This window comes from Cutibacterium sp. KBN10P07758 (assembly GCF_050286205.1).
In the GTDB taxonomy this organism is placed as follows: Bacteria; Actinomycetota; Actinomycetes; order Propionibacteriales; family Propionibacteriaceae; genus Cutibacterium; species Cutibacterium acnes.
The window spans coordinates 363,295-382,913 of the sequence record NZ_JBNNQV010000001.1 but is presented as its reverse complement, the minus strand read 5'-3'; the positions used below and the strand labels follow the sequence as shown (position 1 = coordinate 382,913).

At 59.9% G+C, this 19,619-nt stretch carries 18 protein-coding genes and 1 pseudogene; 5 read left to right on the top strand and 14 right to left on the bottom strand.

From position 1 onward, the window contains the following. Positions 1 to 5 precede the first annotated feature (5 nt). Positions 6 to 1,610, bottom strand: a complete 1,605-nt coding sequence (locus tag ACOYO3_RS01930; RefSeq protein ID WP_002516296.1) for an MFS transporter — start codon at positions 1,608 to 1,610, stop codon at positions 6 to 8. Positions 1,611 to 1,737: 127 nt separating this feature from the next. Beyond that, positions 1,738 to 2,265, bottom strand: coding sequence for a DUF3151 family protein (locus tag ACOYO3_RS01925; protein WP_002524429.1), 528 nt, complete (start codon positions 2,263 to 2,265; stop codon positions 1,738 to 1,740). Between the two features lie 397 nt (positions 2,266 to 2,662). On the opposite strand from ACOYO3_RS01925, the gene typA reads away from it, so the two are divergent. Continuing rightward, on the top strand, positions 2,663 to 4,525 hold the full coding sequence (typA, locus tag ACOYO3_RS01920; protein WP_002516314.1) for a translational GTPase TypA: 1,863 nt from the start codon (positions 2,663 to 2,665) through the stop codon (positions 4,523 to 4,525). Between the two features lie 361 nt (positions 4,526 to 4,886). Continuing rightward, positions 4,887 to 5,240, top strand: coding sequence for a L,D-transpeptidase (locus tag ACOYO3_RS01915; RefSeq protein WP_002519467.1), 354 nt, complete (start codon positions 4,887 to 4,889; stop codon positions 5,238 to 5,240). Between the two features lie 156 nt (positions 5,241 to 5,396). On the opposite strand, the gene ACOYO3_RS01910 is transcribed toward ACOYO3_RS01915, so the two are convergent. The 5 genes from ACOYO3_RS01910 to ACOYO3_RS01890 form a co-directional block, all read right to left on the bottom strand. Next, a complete protein-coding gene (locus ACOYO3_RS01910; RefSeq protein WP_002516357.1) occupies positions 5,397 to 5,759 on the bottom strand; it encodes a biotin/lipoyl-containing protein in 363 nt (120 codons plus the stop codon). Between the two features lie 15 nt (positions 5,760 to 5,774). Beyond that, on the bottom strand, positions 5,775 to 6,017 hold the full coding sequence (locus ACOYO3_RS01905) for a hypothetical protein (RefSeq protein ID WP_002516246.1): 243 nt from the start codon (positions 6,015 to 6,017) through the stop codon (positions 5,775 to 5,777). Positions 6,018 to 6,043: 26 nt separating this feature from the next. After that, entirely contained in the window at positions 6,044 to 7,618 is a 1,575-nt protein-coding gene (locus tag ACOYO3_RS01900) for an acyl-CoA carboxylase subunit beta (protein ID WP_002516292.1), read from the bottom strand. Positions 7,619 to 7,633: 15 nt separating this feature from the next. Then, the gene (locus tag ACOYO3_RS01895; protein ID WP_002514451.1) at positions 7,634 to 9,127 is read right to left on the bottom strand and encodes a methylmalonyl-CoA carboxytransferase subunit 5S; all 1,494 of its coding nucleotides are present in this window, start codon (positions 9,125 to 9,127) and stop codon (positions 7,634 to 7,636) included. Positions 9,128 to 9,447: 320 nt separating this feature from the next. Continuing rightward, complete coding sequence (locus tag ACOYO3_RS01890; protein ID WP_002518078.1) at positions 9,448 to 10,806, bottom strand: hypothetical protein; 1,359 nt, start codon at positions 10,804 to 10,806, stop codon at positions 9,448 to 9,450. Positions 10,807 to 11,232: 426 nt separating this feature from the next. Here ACOYO3_RS01890 and ACOYO3_RS01885 point away from each other — a divergent pair, with 426 nt between their 5' ends. Beyond that, positions 11,233 to 11,559, top strand: a complete 327-nt coding sequence (locus tag ACOYO3_RS01885; RefSeq protein WP_002524431.1) for a hypothetical protein — start codon at positions 11,233 to 11,235, stop codon at positions 11,557 to 11,559. A 59-nt stretch (positions 11,560 to 11,618) separates the two neighbouring features. On the opposite strand, the gene fbaA is transcribed toward ACOYO3_RS01885, so the two are convergent. From fbaA to ACOYO3_RS01870, 3 genes are all read right to left on the bottom strand, one after another. After that, a complete protein-coding gene (fbaA, locus tag ACOYO3_RS01880; RefSeq protein WP_002518068.1) occupies positions 11,619 to 12,644 on the bottom strand; it encodes a class II fructose-bisphosphate aldolase in 1,026 nt (341 codons plus the stop codon). A gap of 110 nt (positions 12,645 to 12,754) precedes the next feature. Then, a complete protein-coding gene (locus ACOYO3_RS01875) occupies positions 12,755 to 13,237 on the bottom strand; it encodes a hypothetical protein (protein ID WP_002524432.1) in 483 nt (160 codons plus the stop codon). A gap of 141 nt (positions 13,238 to 13,378) precedes the next feature. After that, the gene (locus tag ACOYO3_RS01870) at positions 13,379 to 13,969 is read right to left on the bottom strand and encodes a TrmH family RNA methyltransferase (RefSeq protein ID WP_002514456.1); all 591 of its coding nucleotides are present in this window, start codon (positions 13,967 to 13,969) and stop codon (positions 13,379 to 13,381) included. 113 nt (positions 13,970 to 14,082) lie between these two features. On the opposite strand from ACOYO3_RS01870, the gene ACOYO3_RS01865 reads away from it, so the two are divergent. Continuing rightward, positions 14,083 to 14,811 carry a DedA family protein gene (locus ACOYO3_RS01865; RefSeq protein ID WP_002514457.1) on the top strand — a complete coding sequence of 243 codons (729 nt, stop codon included), beginning with the start codon at positions 14,083 to 14,085 and terminating at the stop codon, positions 14,809 to 14,811. Positions 14,812 to 14,848: 37 nt separating this feature from the next. On the opposite strand, the gene ACOYO3_RS01860 is transcribed toward ACOYO3_RS01865, so the two are convergent. From ACOYO3_RS01860 to ACOYO3_RS01850, 3 genes are all read right to left on the bottom strand, one after another. Beyond that, positions 14,849 to 15,334: a hypothetical protein gene (locus ACOYO3_RS01860; RefSeq protein ID WP_002524433.1), complete on the bottom strand. Its 486-nt coding sequence runs from the start codon at positions 15,332 to 15,334 to the stop codon at positions 14,849 to 14,851. Between the two features lie 162 nt (positions 15,335 to 15,496). Next, the gene (locus tag ACOYO3_RS01855; RefSeq protein ID WP_002519472.1) at positions 15,497 to 16,300 is read right to left on the bottom strand and encodes a spermidine synthase; all 804 of its coding nucleotides are present in this window, start codon (positions 16,298 to 16,300) and stop codon (positions 15,497 to 15,499) included. Further along, positions 16,297 to 17,355, bottom strand: a complete 1,059-nt coding sequence (locus tag ACOYO3_RS01850; RefSeq protein WP_002524434.1) for a glycine betaine ABC transporter substrate-binding protein — start codon at positions 17,353 to 17,355, stop codon at positions 16,297 to 16,299. Before ACOYO3_RS01850 ends, ACOYO3_RS01855 begins: the two co-directional genes overlap by 4 nt. Before the next feature lie 98 nt (positions 17,356 to 17,453). On the opposite strand from ACOYO3_RS01850, the gene ACOYO3_RS01845 reads away from it, so the two are divergent. Next, positions 17,454 to 17,831 carry a YchJ family protein gene (locus ACOYO3_RS01845; RefSeq protein ID WP_002547743.1) on the top strand — a complete coding sequence of 126 codons (378 nt, stop codon included), beginning with the start codon at positions 17,454 to 17,456 and terminating at the stop codon, positions 17,829 to 17,831. A gap of 185 nt (positions 17,832 to 18,016) precedes the next feature. Here the strand turns inward: ACOYO3_RS01845 and ACOYO3_RS01840 are convergent. After that, positions 18,017 to 19,601: pseudogene (locus ACOYO3_RS01840) on the bottom strand (MFS transporter). Positions 19,602 to 19,619 lie beyond the last annotated feature (18 nt).

The following is a 19,619-nucleotide window of genomic DNA, read 5'->3' as shown; positions in this document are numbered from 1 at the left end:
TCGCATCACGAGGCGACGATAGTGTCAGGGTTCCGGGAAACAGCAAGCTCTTCATCGACGTGATCCATCCGGTCAGCGGGACGCACGTGGTCGGGGCGCAACAGCTTCTGCATCCGGAGCGGGAAATTGATGGCGATAAGAACGATGATCACCGCGGTGAATACGAAGGACAAGATGAACAGGGTCCATCCGAGGCCCCAGCTGGAGGGCAGCACACCGCCAACACCGGTAGCTGGATCACCTGCCAGGGCAATGCCGAGGACCGGGGCGATAGCCCCACCAAGAGCTCCGACGTTATAAGAGAAACCCAAACCAGCAGCGCGCTTCTCGACCGGAAAGTAGTTCGAAATGAACTTCGGTAGCAGACCAGAGATACCTTGTCCGAACATCTGCTGGACAAAGATGAAAACTCCAAGAAGCACGACCCATATCACCGAGGAATGCACCATGCCTCGGCTGACGAGGAAGACCGGCAGGACGAGGAACTCCGAGATGAGCAGGGAGACCCAATAGGCCTTGCGGGTTCCGAATCTGTCACCGATAAATCCGGCCATGATGCAGCCCGCTGCCGCGCCAAAAGAAGTGGCGGTCACGAGATTGGAAGCGGTGTCGCTCGCCAGGCCCAGGGTTTGGCGATAGTAGGTAGGCAACAGAGCCTGCAAAGGCCAGGAGTAGAGGAAGGCGACAAACACCGTGATCATAACGGCCACACCTGTCGGCCAACGCGGTCCCTCGAACTGGACCATGAAGCTCACCATGACGGCCGCGACAACGACCCACAGCAATGCCAACACGAGCCCCGGGACGCCGCTCTTGAACAGGTAAATGACGATTAGGCATCCGAAAGTTGTGAGGGCCAGAACAATGTTAATGATGCTTCGCTTCGGGTTACGTGCGAAGAGCATGGTGAACATGTCAGTCTTCTTGACAGTCTCGCCGACAGCGGCGCGAGCGGCCTCCTCCTCGCGCATTTTTACAAAGTCGGCGGCCTCAGGAAGGGCACGACGCAGCCACAGGGCCAAGGCGATCGGAATAATGCCAAGCGCGAAGAGTATTCGCCAGGTATGAGGCTCAGCGGAGGTACCACGGGTAAGGTACTCGATGAGGGCATACACCTGAGCCGTCACACCGGCGCCAAGGGAAAATCCGGAAATAAGGAACCCGGAGGCCTTATTCCGCAGACGCACTGGCCAGGACTCAATGACGTAGGTGGCTGAAGAGCCGTACTCACCGGCCATACCCATGCCGATGCAGACACGGGCGACGAAGATAACCCAGAAAGCCGGGGCAATGGCACAGACGACCGATCCACCCGCATAAAGCAGAATTGAGATGACCATAGCCTCCTTGCGGCCGATCCGGTCACCGATAGCTCCCAGCAGCAGTCCGCCGAACCATCGCGCAATAAAAGCAGCGGACACCAGGGTCGCAGTCGCCGCTGGTCCGACGTGAAAGGTCCTGCCGATCTCGGTGAGGACCAGCGTGATCATGACGAAGTCGAATCCGTCCAGCAGATAACCGATCCATGCTGCCCAGAAGGATTTCCACTGCGTGCCAGTCAACTCGTCACGCCATGATTTCCTGGCTGCTATGGCCTCGACGTTGCTCATACGCCCATCTCCATTGATTGGTCGGGTTAACCCGTCGCATTACATTGGACCTTGGATGTCCTATCTCAAGGATGAATCACCAGAATCATGTTGTCAACCTGCCGACGTCTACGTGACGATAACCCCATCACTCCTGATGATCGGAGTCCTGCTCATCAGCGAGCTCTTCATCCACGTCGACGTCTACAGCATTATCAGACGGCACATCATCTCCACGCAATGCCTGCCAGGCCTCGTTGCTCAACTCCCGCAAAAGGGTGTCGGCATCGTCGGACTCATCCCCAAATCCAAGCCGCTCGGCCGCCATGGCCAACGCATGGAGGCAACGAAACACACCTTGGTTAGGCAGATAGCCCCAATCCACTGGCCCTTCGCCGTCCCACCCAGCGTCCCGGAGCTGCTCAAGGCCAAGGTCACGACCCGTACGGGCATAGGCGTACGCGGCGACATCAGCGGCATCTGTATCGCTCAACAGCGACCCTTCAGCCAGGAGGGCCCAGCACAGGGATGAGGAAGGGTGCTCCTTGACGACCGTCATGAACTCCCCACGTCCACGCTTAGCAAGTTTGCGAATGGCCGGGTCGGGCGGCAACCGCACGCCGTGATCCTGTCCCTCGATCTCAGTGGTCAGATCGGTGTTTTGCTCCTCAGCCATGATCCCAAGCCTAGGGCGAAATGCGCCGCGGCGCTTATTCGGGCCGCCAATAAAGCCCTACGACAATAAACTTGTTTCAGCCAAGGAGAGGATTATCACCATGTGCCGACCCGTCAGATGTGGCATTTGTGGCAAGACGACTTGGGCCGGATGTGGCGAGCACATCGCCCACGTCAAGGCCCAGGTGCCACCCTCGCAGTGGTGCGATGGAACCCACACGACTGCTGAGAAAACTGCGGCCCAGTCACCACATTCGCGCTCCTGAAGGTGGCGCTGACTCGCTCATTCGTGGCGCAACCCTGCCCTGACCTACACTTCACTGTGGTGTGTTTGCACCCACCAACCACCCGCGGCCCCGTCGCGGTATCTCCATCCTCGATCTGAACCGGAGTTCTGCATGCCCGTACGCAAGGATCTGCGCAACATTGCCATCGTGGCCCACGTTGACCACGGAAAGACCACTTTGGTCGACGCTATGTTGTGGCAGTCGGGAGCCTTCCGCGAGGGTGCCGAAGTCGAGAAACGCGTTATGGACTCGATGGATCTTGAGCGCGAGAAGGGGATCACGATCCTCGCCAAGAACACCGCCGTCAAGCACGTCATGAGTGACGGCGAGGAAATCACCCTCAACATTATCGACACCCCCGGCCACGCCGACTTTGGCGGCGAGGTGGAACGCGGCCTAGAGATGGTCGATGGCGTCATTCTGCTCGTCGACGCCTCCGAGGGGCCACTGCCGCAGACCCGCTTCGTGCTGCGCAAAGCACTAGCCAAGAAGCTGCCTCTCATCTTGGTGCTCAACAAGGTTGACCGTTCCGACGCCCGTATCGACGAGGTTGTCGAAGAAACCTACGACCTCTTCATGGACCTTTCCGACGACGACGATGCCTCCCTGCTTGACGTCCCGGTGGTCTATGCCTCCGCGAAAGCCGGACGCGCATCCCTCAACAAACCCGGGGATGGCGAGTTACCCGATTCCCCCGACCTACAGCCGCTGTTCGATTGCATCCTCGAGAACATCCCAGCCCCCACCTACGACGAGGGCGGGGTGCTACAGGCTCACGTCACCAACCTCGACGCCTCCCCCTATCTTGGCCGTCTAGCCCTGTGCCGTGTCGTCTCCGGTGAACTCACCAAGGGACAGACGGTGGCCTGGTGCAAGCGCGACGGCTCGGTCCAAAACGTCAAGCTCTCCGAACTACTCATGACCGAGGCCCTGGAACGCGTCCCCGCTGAGAAAGCTGGCCCCGGTGACATCGTCGCTATCGCTGGTATCCCCGAGATCACCATCGGCGAGACCCTCTCAGATCCCGAGAACCCGGTCCCTTTGCCGCTCATCCACGTCGATGAACCGTCGATGTCGATGACGATCGGTATCAATACCTCACCGCTGTCAGGTCGGTCCGGTGACAAGCTCACCGCTCGTCTTCTCAAGGCTCGTCTCGATCAAGAACTCATCGGAAACGTGTCGATCAAAGTGGCTGACACCGACCGCCCCGACATGTGGGAAGTGCAAGGCCGCGGCGAATTGCAGCTGGCCGTCCTCGTCGAGCAGATGCGCCGCGAGGGATTCGAACTCACCGTTGGCAAACCGCAGGTCGTCACCAAAACCATTGACGGCAAGCTGCACGAACCTTTCGAGCGCGTCACCATTGATGCCCCAGAAGAGTTCATGGGCCCCGTCACCCAGATGATGGGCCTACGCAAGGGCCAGATGATGCACATGGTCAACCACGGCTCCGGCTGGGTGCGCATGGAGTTCGTCGTCCCAGCCCGTGGCCTTATCGGCTTCCGCACCGAGTTCCTCACCCAGACCCGCGGTCAGGGCATCATGAACCAGATCTTCGAGAACTTCCAGCCCTGGGTAGGCGAATTGCGCACCCGTCAGAGTGGCTCGATGGTCGCCGACCGTCAGGGGGTCGTCACCTCCTACGCCTTGTTCAACTTGCAGGAGCGCGGCACGATGTTCGTCTCGCCGGGCGAGGACACCTACGAGGGCATGGTCGTCGGCGAAAACTCGCGCCCCGACGACATGGACGTCAACCCCACCAAAGAAAAGCACCTCACCAACGTGCGCTCTTCCACCGGCGACGAGTTGGAGCGCCTGATCCCGGCGACGAAGCTCTCGATGGAGCAGCAGCTTGAGTTCTGCCGCGAAGACGAGTGCCTGGAGGTCACCCCAGACGTTGTGCGCATCCGCAAGACCGAACTCAATGCCCACGAGCGGGCCAAAGCCCGCACCCGCGCAAAACATAGCTGATAGACGCCTCAGTGCTGCAGCTCCCCCTAACTAGGGGTGCTGCAGCATCATCGTCATATCACGGCGAAACACCCTGCCACCGCGGGCCCGGGGGGGGGGAGAGAGCAGAAACCAGGTCAAAAAATGCGAGCTACCAGGCGTAGCATTTTCATGTCCACGTCCCGAAAGGTTGTGATCAATGCGATCCCCCCGCGCTGCCAGTCTGGCTGCCGCGCTGGTGATGTCACTGTCTGCTGGGGTCGTCGGCGTCGCGAACGCAGAACCAACGGCTTCGCCCGAACCAAGACAGTCTTCGCCCGCTGTCGCTTCTCCAGCCACCCTGCCAATCTCGAATACCGGTGCTCACCTAGACCGTCGCTGCATGAAGGGAACCGTTATCTGCGCCTCCAAGAAGCAGCGCAAGCTCTGGATGGTGCACAACGGGCGCATCCTCATCACCCTTGACGCCCGCTTCGGTCGGGCCAGTGAGCCCACTGCCGAGGGCGTCCATACCATCTACTGGAAAGATAAGAACCACGTCTCCAGTGTCTACGGCTCCCCGATGCCATACTCGATGTTCTTTTACAGGGGCCAGGCCATTCATTACTCTTCGGACTTCTCCCGTCGTGGCTGGAATGGGGCCTCCCATGGCTGCATCAACATCCGCAATATGTCTGGTCTGAAGTGGCTGTGGAACCGCACTCCAACTGGCCGCAAGGTCATCGTATTCAAGTGATGTGACGACGCATGGCCCGGCTCCCATCAGGGAAGCGGACCATCTCGTCTCCTAGGCCACGACCGACAATGTCACAGGGGGGACTCGTAGCCCCTAGACATGGCACCGGCGCCCCACCACCACGGTGAGACGCCGGTGTGTTTCTTGGTTCGAGGATCAGCCCAGAGCCACCAGGCCCTGACCACCCTGGACGGCATCACCGACAGCCACCAGGATCCCCTTGACGGTTCCGTCCGCCGGGGCATTGATCTCGGTCTCCATCTTCATGGCCTCGAGGGTCAGGAGCACCTGACCGGCCTTGACGGCATCTCCTTCGGCCACCAGGATCTTGGCAACAGTCCCAGCTAGCGGTGCGGGAACCTCGCCCTCACCGGCCTTACCGGCGCCGCCACCGGATGCCTTCATCGGGCCGCCGGCACCGCCACCAAAGAGGATCGGCGCCATCGGCGCATTGGCGGTCTTATCAACGTCAACGTCAACGTCGTATGCGACGTCATTGACGGTCACCTTGAGCTTCATGTCAGTTTCTCCAGGTCAACGAATCGAATGGTTCTGCTGAGCCCTGCGGCCCTGACGGACCCAGGTCTCACTCGGGGCGAAACGGACGGCCTGAACCTTTCCGTCGTTGCCCAGGTAAGCCGAAACGGCGGCGCAGATGGCGGCGAGCACGTCCTCAGGAACGCCCTTGCTCGTCTTCTTGAGCCGGGAAACCTCGGCTTCCAGCGCCGCGAGTCGCTTGTTCAGCGTCTCGATGACGAGTTCATTGTTCTCACTCATCTTGTCCTCCCATCAGCCTTCTTCGCTCAGCAAGGCATGACGCCGTGCTTCTTGGCCGGACGGGACTGACGCTTAGTGGCGTAGGTCTCCAGAGCGGCGGTGATCTTGCGACGGGTGTCCGCGGGATCGATCACGTCGTCAACCTGTCCACGGGCGGCAGCCACGTAAGGCGTGTTGAAGGCGTTGCGGTACTCCTCGATCTTCGCGGCACGGGTGGCTGCGGGATCCTCAGAGTCCTTGATCTGGCGACGGAAAATGACGTTGGCAGCGCCATCGGCACCCATCACCGCAATCTCCGCGCTCGGCCAGGCATAGACGGCGTCAGCACCCAGGTCACGGTTGCACATGGCCAGGTAGGAGCCGCCGTAAGCCTTACGCAGCACCACGGTGATCTTCGGGACGGTGGCCTCGGAGTAGGCATACAGCATCTTCGCGCCGTGGCGGATGATGCCGCCGTACTCCTGCTGGACACCAGGCAGGAAGCCAGGAACGTCAACCAACTGCACCAACGGAATATTGAACGAGTCGCAGAAGGTAATGAACTCGGCAGCCTTGTCCGAAGCATTGATGTCAAGGCAACCCGACATCACCTTCGGCTGGTTGGCCACGATGCCGACGGTACGACCATTGACCCGGGCAAAGGCGGTGACGATGTTGGTCGCCCAACCGGCCTTGACCTCTAGGTAGTCGCCCCAGTCGACGATCTTGGAGATGACGTCGCGGACGTCGTAGCCCTTCTTACCATCCAGCGGAACGATGTCGCGCAGCTCAGGCTGCGGGGAGACATCGTCATTGGGGTTGGAGATCTGGGCGTCCTCAGTGTTGTTTTGCGGCAGGAAGCTCAGCAACTTCTGCGCGATGAGCACTGCGGCGTCGTCATCTTCGGCCACGAAGTGGATATTGCCCGAGGTGGACATGTGCGCATCCGCACCACCCAGGTCGTCAGCAGTCACCTCCTCACCGGTAACCGACTTGATGACTCCGGGGCCCGTAATGAACATGTGGGCCTTCTTCGTCATGATGATGAAGTCGGTCAGGGCCGGGGAATAGGAGGCGCCGCCGGCGCAGGGGCCAGCAATGATGGCGATCTGCGGCACGACGCCCGACAGCTTGACGTTCGCGTAGAACATCTTGCCGTACCCGGACAGCGAGTCGATGCCTTCTTGAATTCGGGCGCCGCCCGAGTCATAGAAGAACAGAAACGGAGTGCCGGTCAGCAGGGACTGTTCCATCGTCTCGACGACCTTCGTCGACTGGGTCTCGCCAGCCGACCCACCCATGACGGTGAAGTCCTGAGACGCGATGTGGACCGGGCGACCATGGATGGTCGCACGACCGGTGACTACGCCGTCGGCGGGAACTTCGGCCTTGTCCATGCCGAAAAGGGTGGTGCGGTGCTTACGGAACGCACCCACCTCATCGAAGGAATAAGCATCAACGAGGTTGTCGATCCGTTCACGGGCTGTCTGCTTGCCCCTGTCACGCTGCTTTTGCAGGCGATCCTCGCCCCCGCCAAGCTCCACAGCGTGGCGCTCGTCGGCGAGCTGCTCGATCCGGCCGGCCATGGTATCGGCCAGCTTGATTGGTTTCTTCTCAGCCATAGTTGGCGATCATCCTCACGCAGGCTCGACGGTCACCTGGTGGCTGTTGCCACCGACCGTCACGTTGTAGTTGACCGGTCCGGCGATGCCGGCAGCGCCGGTGCCTTCCTTCTCGGCCTTCAGCTGTGCCTCGGTCATCGCGACGCTCTTCGGGCCCTGTGCGCGTTCCTTGAGGAACTTCGGGGCAACTCCCGGGAACAGGGCGTTGGTAAGAACGTCCTCGTCGGAGCCGTCGAAGCCCTCAAGACTCTTGGCCTGCTCGACCAGCTGGTCCCACTCAGGCTCGAGCAGGTCGGCGGGACGGCAGTCGATCGGCTCCTTGCCGGTCTGCTTCTTGGCCATCTCAACGATCTCGGGATTGAGCTCGCCAATGGGCTTGCCGTAGTAGCCAAGCATGAGGTCGGCAAACTCGGCAGTGAGGTTCTTGTACGAACCATTGCCCATCAGGACGTTGAACACCGCCTGGGTTCCCACGATCTGGGAGGACGGGGTGACCAGCGGCGGGTAGCCGGCATCCTTACGAACGCGCGGCACCTCCTTCATGACCTCATCCATGCGGTCTCCAGCACCCTGGGCCTCGAGCTGGGACTCCATGTTGGAGAGCATTCCGCCCGGGATCTGGGACTGGAAGATGTTGGTGTTGACCAGCGTCTTCGACTCGAACTTCTTGTACTTCGGACGCACCTTCTTGAAGTGGTCGCGGATCTTGAGCAGGCGATCCATGTCGAGGCCGGTGGTGTACTCGGTGCCCTCGAGCATCTCGACCAAAGACTCGGTTGGGTTGTGCCCCGGGCCGAGCGACATCGACGAGATAGCGGTGTCGACGACGTCGACACCAGCCTCGATGGCCTTCTGCAGGGTGACCAGGGTGACGCCCGTGGTGGAGTGGCAGTGCAGGTTGATCTGCACGTCCGGATGGTTCTCCTTAATGCCCTTGATGATGTCGTAGGCAGGCTGCGGCTTGAGCAAAGCAGCCATGTCCTTGAAGGCGATCGAGTCGGCACCCATGTCGATGAGACGATCGGCCTGCTTGACGAAGCTCTCTGGGGTGTGAATCGGGGAAGTGGTGTAGCAGATGGTGCCCTGGGCGTGCTTGCCGGTCTTCTTGACGGCTGCCATCGCGTGCTCAAGGTTGCGAGGATCGTTCAGAGCGTCGAACACCCGGAACACGTCCATGCCGTTCTCGGCCGACTTCTCGACAAACTTGTCGACGACCTCGTCGTTGTAGTGGCGGTAGCCCAGAAGGTTTTGGCCACGCAGCAGCATCTGCAACCGGGAGTTCGGCAGCAGCTTGCGGAAAGTACGCAGACGCTCCCATGGGTCTTCGTTGAGGAATCGGATGCAAGAATCGAAGGTAGCTCCGCCCCAGCATTCAACGGACCAGAAGCCTGCCGCATCAATGTCGGCACAGGCATCAACCATGTCCTCCATGGCCATGCGAGTGGCAAGCAGGCTCTGATGCGCGTCGCGGAGCACGAGCTCGGTAACGCCAATCTTTCGTGGACTCATGAATCTAATCTTTGCACCTTCCCCGAAGCTTTCACCGACTTGGGGTCAAAGTTCCACACCCTAACAGTGTTCAGCCACGAAGGCGTTCACCTGAGGACACCGAGAAGAGGTACCCGGACGGCGCCACGAGCCTGCCGCCACGGGATCGCCTACGCGGATTCACTGACGCCATTTCCCGTCGGAGCCCGACTCCTTCAAGGCGGCCCGAATCGGCACTTTCGCACCGAACGGGACCGCCGTTTTATCCGAGGAAAAACGCATATGTCGAGAGCGTTGCTGCTGATAGTCCGACCCAACCATGGGCCGGACTCCGGCGTGGTTCAGCGTCCGGCCGCCACCTCGGCCCCGAGACGACGGATCTCAGCCAGCACCGAGACGTCCAATTCCTCGTTCGAGGCGTCTGCGAGTTTGTGCAGCCCAGCAACGACGTCGGTCAGCTCAGCGGCCATCGCCTGGCTGGCGCCGATCTGCTCCTCCACCCGCGGAACGAGATCAGCCACCCCGGCCGATAGCTCCCGTTGGCTGGCCATCTGCTGCCAACTGGTGAGCAGGGCGGTCGGCATCGCCATCAGATCAGCTAGCTCCTGGGTGCGGGACGCGGCGCGATCGGCCAAGTCGCGCACCTCGTCGAGGCGACGGTTCGCCTCCGACATGGCTTCCTCCACAGCCCGAGAAAGGTCATCGATGGCGGGGAGGGCACGTTGCCAACCGTCCACCTCGGCCCACAGCTCGGAAACAAAGCTGCGGGTCGACTCGACCTGGATGTGGGCCACCGCCAGGCCGAAACTCGTGAGATCCGCGCTGGTAGCCATGGCGTCGAGGTCGGCGACTACCCCGTTGACCAGCGGCGCTATCTCGGCGTCCATCCGGCTCCACAGGGTGAGGACAGTCACCAAGGGCCGCAACGACGCCTCAGTAGCTTCACGGGAATCAGTAATGACGTCAGCAGTGCGCTGCGATTCGGTCATCGCCTTACTCAGGGTGCGCGCGGTCCGACCGGCTTTGGACGAGAGGTCGCTTAGCCCGTCGAAGGTCTCCAGCCAGGTCTCGACCAACTGTCGAGCCCGGTTGACCTGGCTCGACAGCTGTCCCAAAGTCGTCTCGTCAACCATGCCACGGCAGGCACGGTGCTGCCGCCGACGTACCGACACCTCCTGAACCAACGCCTTGCGCATGAACGTCCCGTAGTCGGGGTATCCGGCCTGTTCGAGGGCCGTCTTGACGGCATCAAGACCACGGCGGGCTCGTTCAGGAGCACCGCATCCCTGTTCACCGGCAATCCACTCGGCGTCACGACCCGCCTGGTAGACGGTCTCGGCCGCCTGAAGCATCTCGGGCACCTGCGGGGTGACGCGCACCGACAGGTAGCCCTCCCCCAACGGCACGACGGTGGCCAGCACCGTGTAGGTGGCACCATCAGCAGCGAGGTTGTGGACGTAGGCGCAAAAAGGTTCCCCGGTTTTGATTGTCGTCCACATGGCGAGGAATGCCGCACCGGGCATCATCGGGTGACGAATAATGTTATGAGGCGCTCCGATGAGGTCATCCCAGGAGTACCGGGAGATGTCTACGAAAACCGAGTTGGCTTTCTCTATGACCCCTTTGGCATCGGTAGTCGAGAAGAAGATCTCTTCCGGCTCGACGATACGGTTCTCTCCGGTCGGTTCAGGTCGAGACATGGCCCTCCTTGGTCAGTATGTGTATGTGTGGTTCAAGGAAGTCCTCGTCATCTCACCATGTACATAGTCGCCGCCGCCACCGCCCAACGGCCAGAGGATTTCCCCGTCAGGCGCATAGTGGTCTAAACGGAACCTGCGGTCAACTCCAACCCATTAACACGTCGACCGCAACGAATCTCTCCTGCACGATGGCGGTGTCGGCCGCGAGCGCAAGGCCAGCCGCAAGCGATATGGAAGGCGTAGCACCCCTCGACGCTCCCCGGCCCTTCTTCCGCGCCCCCGAGTCACAGGCAAAGAGCGTGAATTCAATAGGGTAGAGCGAAGCACTTGGGACGAACTACATGGGCACTTCACTTGACATGAAACCGATTACCACCAAGGAACAGCAATCAGAACCAAAATGACTATAAAATACCCGTATGCGTCATGCTATCCGCTGCTGTCGGAATTGGCGGCACACTCCTAGTACAGCACCGTGATGACGAACTCCAGGTAAGCACTGTCGGCATGGCGACCTATTTCGCCGAAGCCTGGGGCCACGCCATTTTCAAGGCTTACAACGACGACAAAGCCGGACTGAACGAAGGAATCCTTATTTCCGATGGACCCCTTCCTACGCGATCGTCCCGTTCGACCGGAGAACCGATCATGACGGTCGTCATGGTCCCCGTCAACGGAAAATTGCTCGTCGACTGGAACGCCACGGTGCGAGCCAACAATTCCCCGCTCCCACCACTACCATCACACCGATGACGTGAAAAATCCCAGCCAATCCTCACAACAGAACTGGCCGGGATTCTTCACAAAACAACTCAGGCGCTGACCGAAGTACCCTTCGAACCCAGCTGCTCACAAGCCTCAACAATCCGGGCGGCCATACCAGCCTCAGCCTTCTTGCCCCACGAACGCGGGTCGTACATCTTCTTGTTGCCGACCTCACCGTCAATCTTGAGCATGCCGTCGTAGTTCTTGAACATGTGCTCAACAACCGGACGCGAGAACGCGTACTGAGTATCGGTATCGATGTTCATCTTGATAACGCCATAGGACACCGCGTCGGCGATCTCCTGGGCAGTCGATCCCGACCCACCATGGAAGACCAGATCGAACGGCTTCTCCTTGCCGTACTTCTTGCCGCACTCGTCCTGGATCTCCTTGAGGATTCCCGGGCGCAGCTTGACGTAACCCGGCTTGTACGCACCATGGACGTTCCCGAAGGTCAGAGCGGTGGTGTAGCGGCCCTTCTCACCCAGGCCCAGCACCTCGAGGGTACGCATGCCGTCAGCAACGGTGGTGTACAACTTCTCGTTGATCTCGCCGGTCACACCGTCTTCCTCGCCACCAACAGCGCCGACCTCGATCTCGAGGATGAGCTTGGCCTTCGCGGTGCGCGACAGTAGCTCCTCGGCAATCTGCAGGTTCTCCTCAACCTCGATGGCCGAGCCGTCCCACATATGAGAGTTGAATAGCGGGTCCTGGCCCTTGTCGACGCGCTCCTGCGAGATGGCAATAAGCGGGTTGACGTACTTATCTAGCTTCTCCTTCTGGCAGTGGTCAGTGTGCAAGGCCACGTTGATCGGATAATTCTTAGCAACGACGTGGGCGTACTCCGCGAGAGCAACCGCACCGGTCACCATGTCCTTCACCGTCTGGCCGGAGGCGTACTCGGCGCCACCGGTGGAGATCTGGACGATGCCGTCGGAACCGGCCTCAGTGAACCCCTGCAGAGCAGCATTGAGGGTCTGGGAGGAGGTCACGTTGATGGCCGGGTACGCGAAGCCTTGTTCCTTCGCGCGGTCAATCATCTCGCCGTAGACCTCAGGTGTTGCGATGGGCATGTTAGGCCTTTCCTATATGAACTCGCGTTGACAAGAGCTATTCTTCCGCAGGCACCCTCCCGATGTCAGTTCCGGCACCCGGCACGCTCATAGGTGCTGCGCAGCGCACATTAGTCGGCGATGCCGGCACCATCCTGTTCCACCCGAACGTGACCACCTGAGGCCGTGGAAATCGCCGCATCAATGTCAGCTAGCCGACTATCAAGCCAGGACAGTGGAACCTCCCACTGCCTGCCGTCATCGGCATAGACAACCAGACCGGGACCAGACCCAATCGACGAGCCCCCCACCTTGACCGCAGATAAATCATCCCAGTGAACCTCGTCCATAGACGTCGCCACAGGCCCTTCAGACTCGCAGCGCAATGCTCGTCGCAAGAGCAAGCCACGCGAACAGACGATGAGCGCGGGCCCCTCCCCGACGTCGAGAAGATCCTTGCGAGCGGCGTGCAGCCGCAGATTCTGGATGACGAAAAGCACGAGGAATAGCACCACCCATGCCCCGAGCATCCACATCACCATCGATAACTGGAAGGCGTCGGCCGTCAACGCCCACAACAAACCACCAATGACGACGACAATAAAGGCCTGCACCGCCAGGCGAAATCTCGTCGCATGATGATGAGCAACCCGGGAGGCACTAGGCACTGGATTGAATGCCACAACTAGTCGGAGTGGTTCCTCGGTGGGTTGCGTGCTCATGACACGAGCCTAGAGGGTGACGGTTCTCCCCGATCAGCTAGTGCGTGGCTTTGGACACCACTGCGTCGTCCAGGCGTACATAGCAATCGCGGCAGCCGCACCAGCATTCATGGAACGCGTTGACCCGTACTGGGTGATAGCCACCAACTGCTCGCATCCTTTGACGACCTCGTCGGTCAACCCGGGACCTTCCGATCCAAAGACCAAGCAACAGTCCTGCGGCAGCTGGACCGTCTCCAGTGGCACCGATCCAGGCAGATTATCCACTCCGACGGGAGTGACGCCGTGCTCGTCAAGCCAGTGTAGGAAGGAGGGGACGTCAGAGTGATGGTAAACGTGCAAATACCGGTCAGTCACCATTGCGCCACGTCTATTCCAACGACGCCGCCCCAAGATATGAACGGCCGCGACATTAAAAGCGTTGGCGGTACGCACCACCGACCCGATATTGAAATCGTGTTCCCAGTTCTGAATAGCCACATGCAACCGGGAGCGCTGGGCGTCAAGGTCGGCGACGATGGCCTCCATCGTCCAGTAGCGGTACCGATCAATAACATTGCGTCGATCGCCTGAGGCCAACAGCTCAGGATCGAGTCTCGGGTCATCAGGCCACGGTTTGGGCATCGGCCCAACACCTACGACTGTAGTCCCTAACTGGCTGGGAGTCTGCAGTGAAGGGGCATCAGCGAGTTCATCAGCGGACGAGGCACACACGGACCAAAGATAGTCTTGACCCTATGTCGAGTCTCCTCATGACCCTCCCAGCCCTGCTCACCCCAACCTGGATGGACCCTCAGGCCATCATCCAGGGCACCGGTGCTGCTGCTCTGTGGATCGTCGCGCTGATCGCCTTCGCCGAATGCGGCCTTGCCGTGTTCTTCATGCCCGGAGACTCTTTGCTTTTTGCTCTGGGAATGTTTGCCGCCGTGGGCGTTAACTCAACCGTCCCTTTGGTCCATTACGGATCTGTGACGACGACCCTCATCATCGTCAACGTGGTCCTCATCATCTGCGCTATCGCAGGAAATATCTGCGGTTACTGGATCGGCTACCTGGTTGGCCCGAAGCTTTTCCGAGAGCGAGAAGGATTCATGGGTAAGGTGTTCTCCCCTAAACATGTGGACACCACCCATGAGTTCTTCCGCAAGCATGGTTCCGTAGCGCTCATCCTGGCCCGTTTCGTACCGATCGTGCGCACCTTCGTCACCATGATTGCCGGCGTGGGACGGATGACGTTTCAGAAATTCATCACCTATACCGCTATCGGCGGCATACTCTGGGTGCTCATCGCTGTCCAGGCTGGTTATTTCCTCGGCCAAATCCCCGTCGTTCGGAACAATTTCGAGGCGGCTCTGCTCCTCATCATCGTGGTGTCAGTGCTGCCGATGGGTGTCGAATGGCTCAAGGCCCGACGCAAGGGTCAGGTCAGCCAGCCACAATCAGCTCGGCGGTCCCGCGTCGAGTGAAGGCCGAGCTGAACGTGCCGTAGGTGAGGGAATCGACTCACCTACGACGGGAGTTCGCTTGCCACGGCTGGACCTGCCCCGGCGCTAGCCATCCTTCCTCTGGCGGATTTGCGATCACCTTGTCGCGTTCGGCGACAGCCTTAATCCACGTGTTAACTGGTGCGCTCCAAACGATAACCAACACCACCGCGACGGCCATGACCCCGATGACGTCAAACCCTCCTATAAACTCTGCGCCACGAGAAAGCCACCACATCCAACCCAGTGAGAGCACCGTGAAGAGATAGCGGTCGATGGCGTGGCCTCGACCCATCGTCACCGTCAAGACGCAACCCGCCAGTGGAGTGAGCAGATAACCGGTCCAGCCTCCCGAGTCCATGCCCAAGGCGAACGACGTCAGGATCGGGCCGAGGGTCGATTGGCTCTCGCTACGCCCAGCCACCCACAACCCACAGATGATGAGAGCCCACATGGTCGACAAACCGATCACAATGACCCGTGCCACAACGATCAGTTTGGGCATCCCTGGCAACGACGGCAGATAGCCATACCTGACTGTTCCCTCAGAGGTCGTATGGGTCATGGTGACATCATGTCACTTAGCGACAACCCGAACGAGAACCGTCATCGCCGCGATGTCTCACCAGGTCGCTACCCAGGACAACACCGCTGACCAGATGAGCACTCAGGAGAAGAAGGTCGCTCCGCCAGGCGGCCCCGGCGAGGATTCGGTGTCGCCATCGTGGAAAGGACGAGCATCTGCCAACAGCTTCGCCAGTGCATCACCAGCGATAAACCGGAACGGGACAGCCGCGCCGCTACAGCGTCGAGTCAGGTCCTCCTCGTGCAGCGGTCCGTTCGAGGCGGCCAGGACAATATTTCCGTAGCGACGCCCCTTGAGGGTCGCTGGCTCCGCCGCCATACAGACGTTGGAAAACACTTCTTTAACGGACCTCACGACTCGCTTAGTCCACACAAGGGGTGCGGAGTCAGCTAAGTTCGCTACCCCGATACCGTCGGAGTGCAGGATGCGGGATACATCGGCAAAGAACTCGACAGTGACGAGGTCGCCAGGAACCCGAGCGCCGTCGAAGGCATCGAGGATGACGACGTCAGCGAAATCCTCCCGCATGGCCGCGACCCCCGATCGTCCGTCTACCGGACGCACCTTGATCCCTGAACGCACCGGTAGCGGAGCCTTGAGACGGACCTCAGCCGTCAACTCGGCGTCGGGCTCACAGACGATCTGCGGGCTGGTCGGACGGGTCGCCGCGACATACCGCGCGAGGCACATCCCTGCCCCACCGAGATGGATGACGCGCATCCTCTCCCCCGCTGGACGGTGAACATCGAGATGATCGGCGATGCGTTGCATATAGTCGAACTCCAGACGGGTGGGATCGTCGGGATCGATCCACGACTGATCCGCGTCACCGACGCGCACCATCCACGCTCCCGCCACGTCCGGGTCGGGCAGAAGTCGGCTCATCGAGACCCCAGCCTTCCGGCCAGCCAATCGTGCACCCAGTCCGAATTATCGGCCATCCACCTCGAGATCGCAGTGTCCTCCTGGCCACCACGCTTAGTGGTATCGACCATGAGGTGCTCCAGACTAGACAGGTGGGCGTCGTCGATTGCGAGGTTCCGGATGAGCTGAGCGGCCTTGGGATGGTCCTTCTCAAATCCGGGGCGACCGAAACTGTAAATGAGCTCCGCGTTGGAGATGGCGTTCTTGGGATCATCGAGATCGCGTACCGGGTAAGCATCATAAGCCCAGTGCGGCCGCCAGAGAGTGACCGCGACGTTATTCCCTGCCTTGGTGGCTTTCTGGAGCTGGGCCAGCATCGCCGGCGTCGACGAGGTCTTGAGGGTAATGCTCGACAACCCGTACATCGGCAACGTCTGATGAGCGATGGTCTTCGTCATCTCGGCACCCGGTTCAATGCTGTAAATGACGTTCCCGTAAGCGCTACCAGTTTTCTTGAGATCGGCGATGGAATGTGCCGGTGAGTTTTTATTCACGGCAATAGTGAGTTTCGCATTGTCGTACCAGCACCCGAGATTCTCCAACTTCGGGCCGTACTTGCGGATGTAGCCAGCCTGGGTCACCGGAAGCCAGGAATCAGTGATGATGTCGATGTCACCGCCAGCAGTCGCCTGATACCCGACCCCGGCGTCAAATCCTTTAATGGTGACGGTGTAGCCGTCCTTCTTGAGGACTTGCTTGATGAGACCAGCTGTCGCCCAGGACTCATCCCATCCGTTGAACGCACCGATCGTCAGGGAGGTGTTGGTATCGGGCTTCATTGCGGTGATGTCCTTGGAACGAGCTCCTGGGGTGCAATGGGTCCACTTCTGGTCAGGCGTAGCACCTGCATGGGCCTCGGGGGTCGCCTCAACTCCCGAACGTGATCCGTTGGCCGCCTCGTCACCACTGTTGTAGACCCCGGCTGTCCCGGAACACCCCGCAAGTCCCAACCCGATCAGGCCTGCCAAGAACGCCATGGCTGCCACACCGTGCGACATCATCCATCTCCCATCCATCCAGCGCCCGATGTGGCGCAAGCCTTCAGAATCTCGTCGGAGGGCCGGTGCCGACTGTAGTCCGCGCCGGGCGACACCCAGCCTGGGATGCTTAAACCATGACCTTATTGTGTCCCTGCGGATCAGGACGGAACCTCGACCAGTGCTGCGGACCAATCCTCGACGACCCGCGTCACGCCGAAACCGCCGAAGCACTCATGCGGTCGCGCTACACCGCGAACACCCTGGGACGGTGGAATCACCTGTGGGCAACCTGGCACCCCCGTACCCGTCCCGATGTTGTCGATTCGCAGGGCGTGGAATGGACGGGTTTACAGATCCTTGCCACCAAGGATGGCCAACCGGGCGACATCACGGGAATGGTGGAATTTCGCGCCTCGTACCGGGCCGGGAAGCGCCACAACGTCCTCCATGAGGTGTCCCGTTTCCAGCGTCGCGCAGGCCGGTGGATGTATGTCGACGGGGACGTCGACTAAGCACTTAGTTCTTGCCAGACTCCGCCGCGGCCGAAGAGACGACGCTATCGAGCCATGTGCCGTGCGCACCGGACGTGGCATGACAACCACCGGGCACTGCGCGTTGCGTCTGATGTCTCAGATCCCAACACCGCACAACGGAGTGGGCTTGATAGTGCTGGCCGTCGTAGTCGTCTCCTCCTGGCTCACTCCGCTTGACGGGCGGCGGACTTCTTGGCACGGTCACGGCTGAGCGGATCAGTGATGGCCTCCAGACCCTTGCCCTCGGCGTCAACGCCCATGAACAAAGCGACGAGACCACCGGTAAGCATGATGCCGGCACCGATGAAGTAACCGCCGACAAGGGGGGCCGCGCGAGGAACCGTCACCGATGAGGTTACCGAAGATGAATGGAGCGATAGCACCGGCAATCTGGGCGATCGAGAAAAAGTAGCTAATAGCCTGGCCACGAACTTCCAGCGGGAAAATCTCAGACACTGTCAGATAGGCCGAGGAAGCTCCGGCACTAGCAAAAAAGAAAGCGACGCACCAGAAGATAGTGTGGGTGGTCGGCGTCAGGGCGTCACGCTGGAACAGTATCGCACTGATAGCCAGCACTAGAGCAGCTATTCCGTAGGTGGCGAAAATCATCTTACGTCGACCAACAGTGTCGAAGAATCGTCCCAGTAGAATTGGGCCGAGTAGGTTTCCGACCGCGAATGGGATCATATACAAGCCGACGTCAGATTTAGACACTGAATAGAACTGCGACAGCACGATCTCATAGGTGAAAAAGATGGCGTTGTACAGGAAGGACTGGGTCACCATAAGGGTGACACCCAGCACAGTGCGCTTCCAATAGCGACGCAGGAACACCTCGACCAGCTCAGCACCAGACTCCTTAAACTCTACCCAACGCTGGGAGAAGTTGCGGCGACCTTGACGCCTCACCTCGGGTTCCAAGGTGATGGCCTGGTCGTCGCTAACCGGCTCAAGTTCATGCCCCGACTCCCGAACATCCTGCTCGATCCCGGCAACGATCTCTTCGGCCTGCTCACCGTAACCGTGCGTCAGCATCCACCGAGGCGACTCCGGAATGTGCTTACGAATAAGGATGACAACAATGCCGAGAACCGAACCAATAAAGAAGCCAATACGCCAGCCCCAAAACTCCGCGACCTTCGTCGGGTCAAGGAGGTAAATAGTGGCGACCGAACCGAGCATGACGCCAGCCCAGTAGGTGCCATTGACAGACAAGTCCACCCGACCGCGATACTGGGCTGGAATGAGCTCATCGATGGCCGAGTTGATCGCTGAATATTCACCACCAATACCAGATCCAGCAATAAACCGGCACACATAGAGGAACCACGTCGAGAAGGACAAACCTGCAATACCCGAACCAAGAAGGTAAACCAGGAGAGTCAGAGTGAAGAGTTTCTTTCGACCAATACGGTCGGTAAGTTTGCCGAAGAAGAGAGCACCAAGTACTTGGCCAAGCAGGTAGAAGGTTGCTGCCGCGGTAACCTCGGTGGTGGACATGTGCAGCGGTTTTGCAAAGCCATTTGCTGCGACGATCTGCACCTCAATACCGTCGAGGATCCACGCTGTTCCTAGACCGACGATAACCATGGTGTGAAATGTCGACCACGGCAGCCGATCGATACGGGCCGGTATCAGTGATGTGATCGTTCGCTCAGTGGCTTGGGCGTCTGACACAGCGGTCCTCCTCCATGTGGGGATGGCGTGAGCAGGGTATACCCACACACTCCACCAAATAGTGAGAAACATCACAGCAGGGGCGTTGGT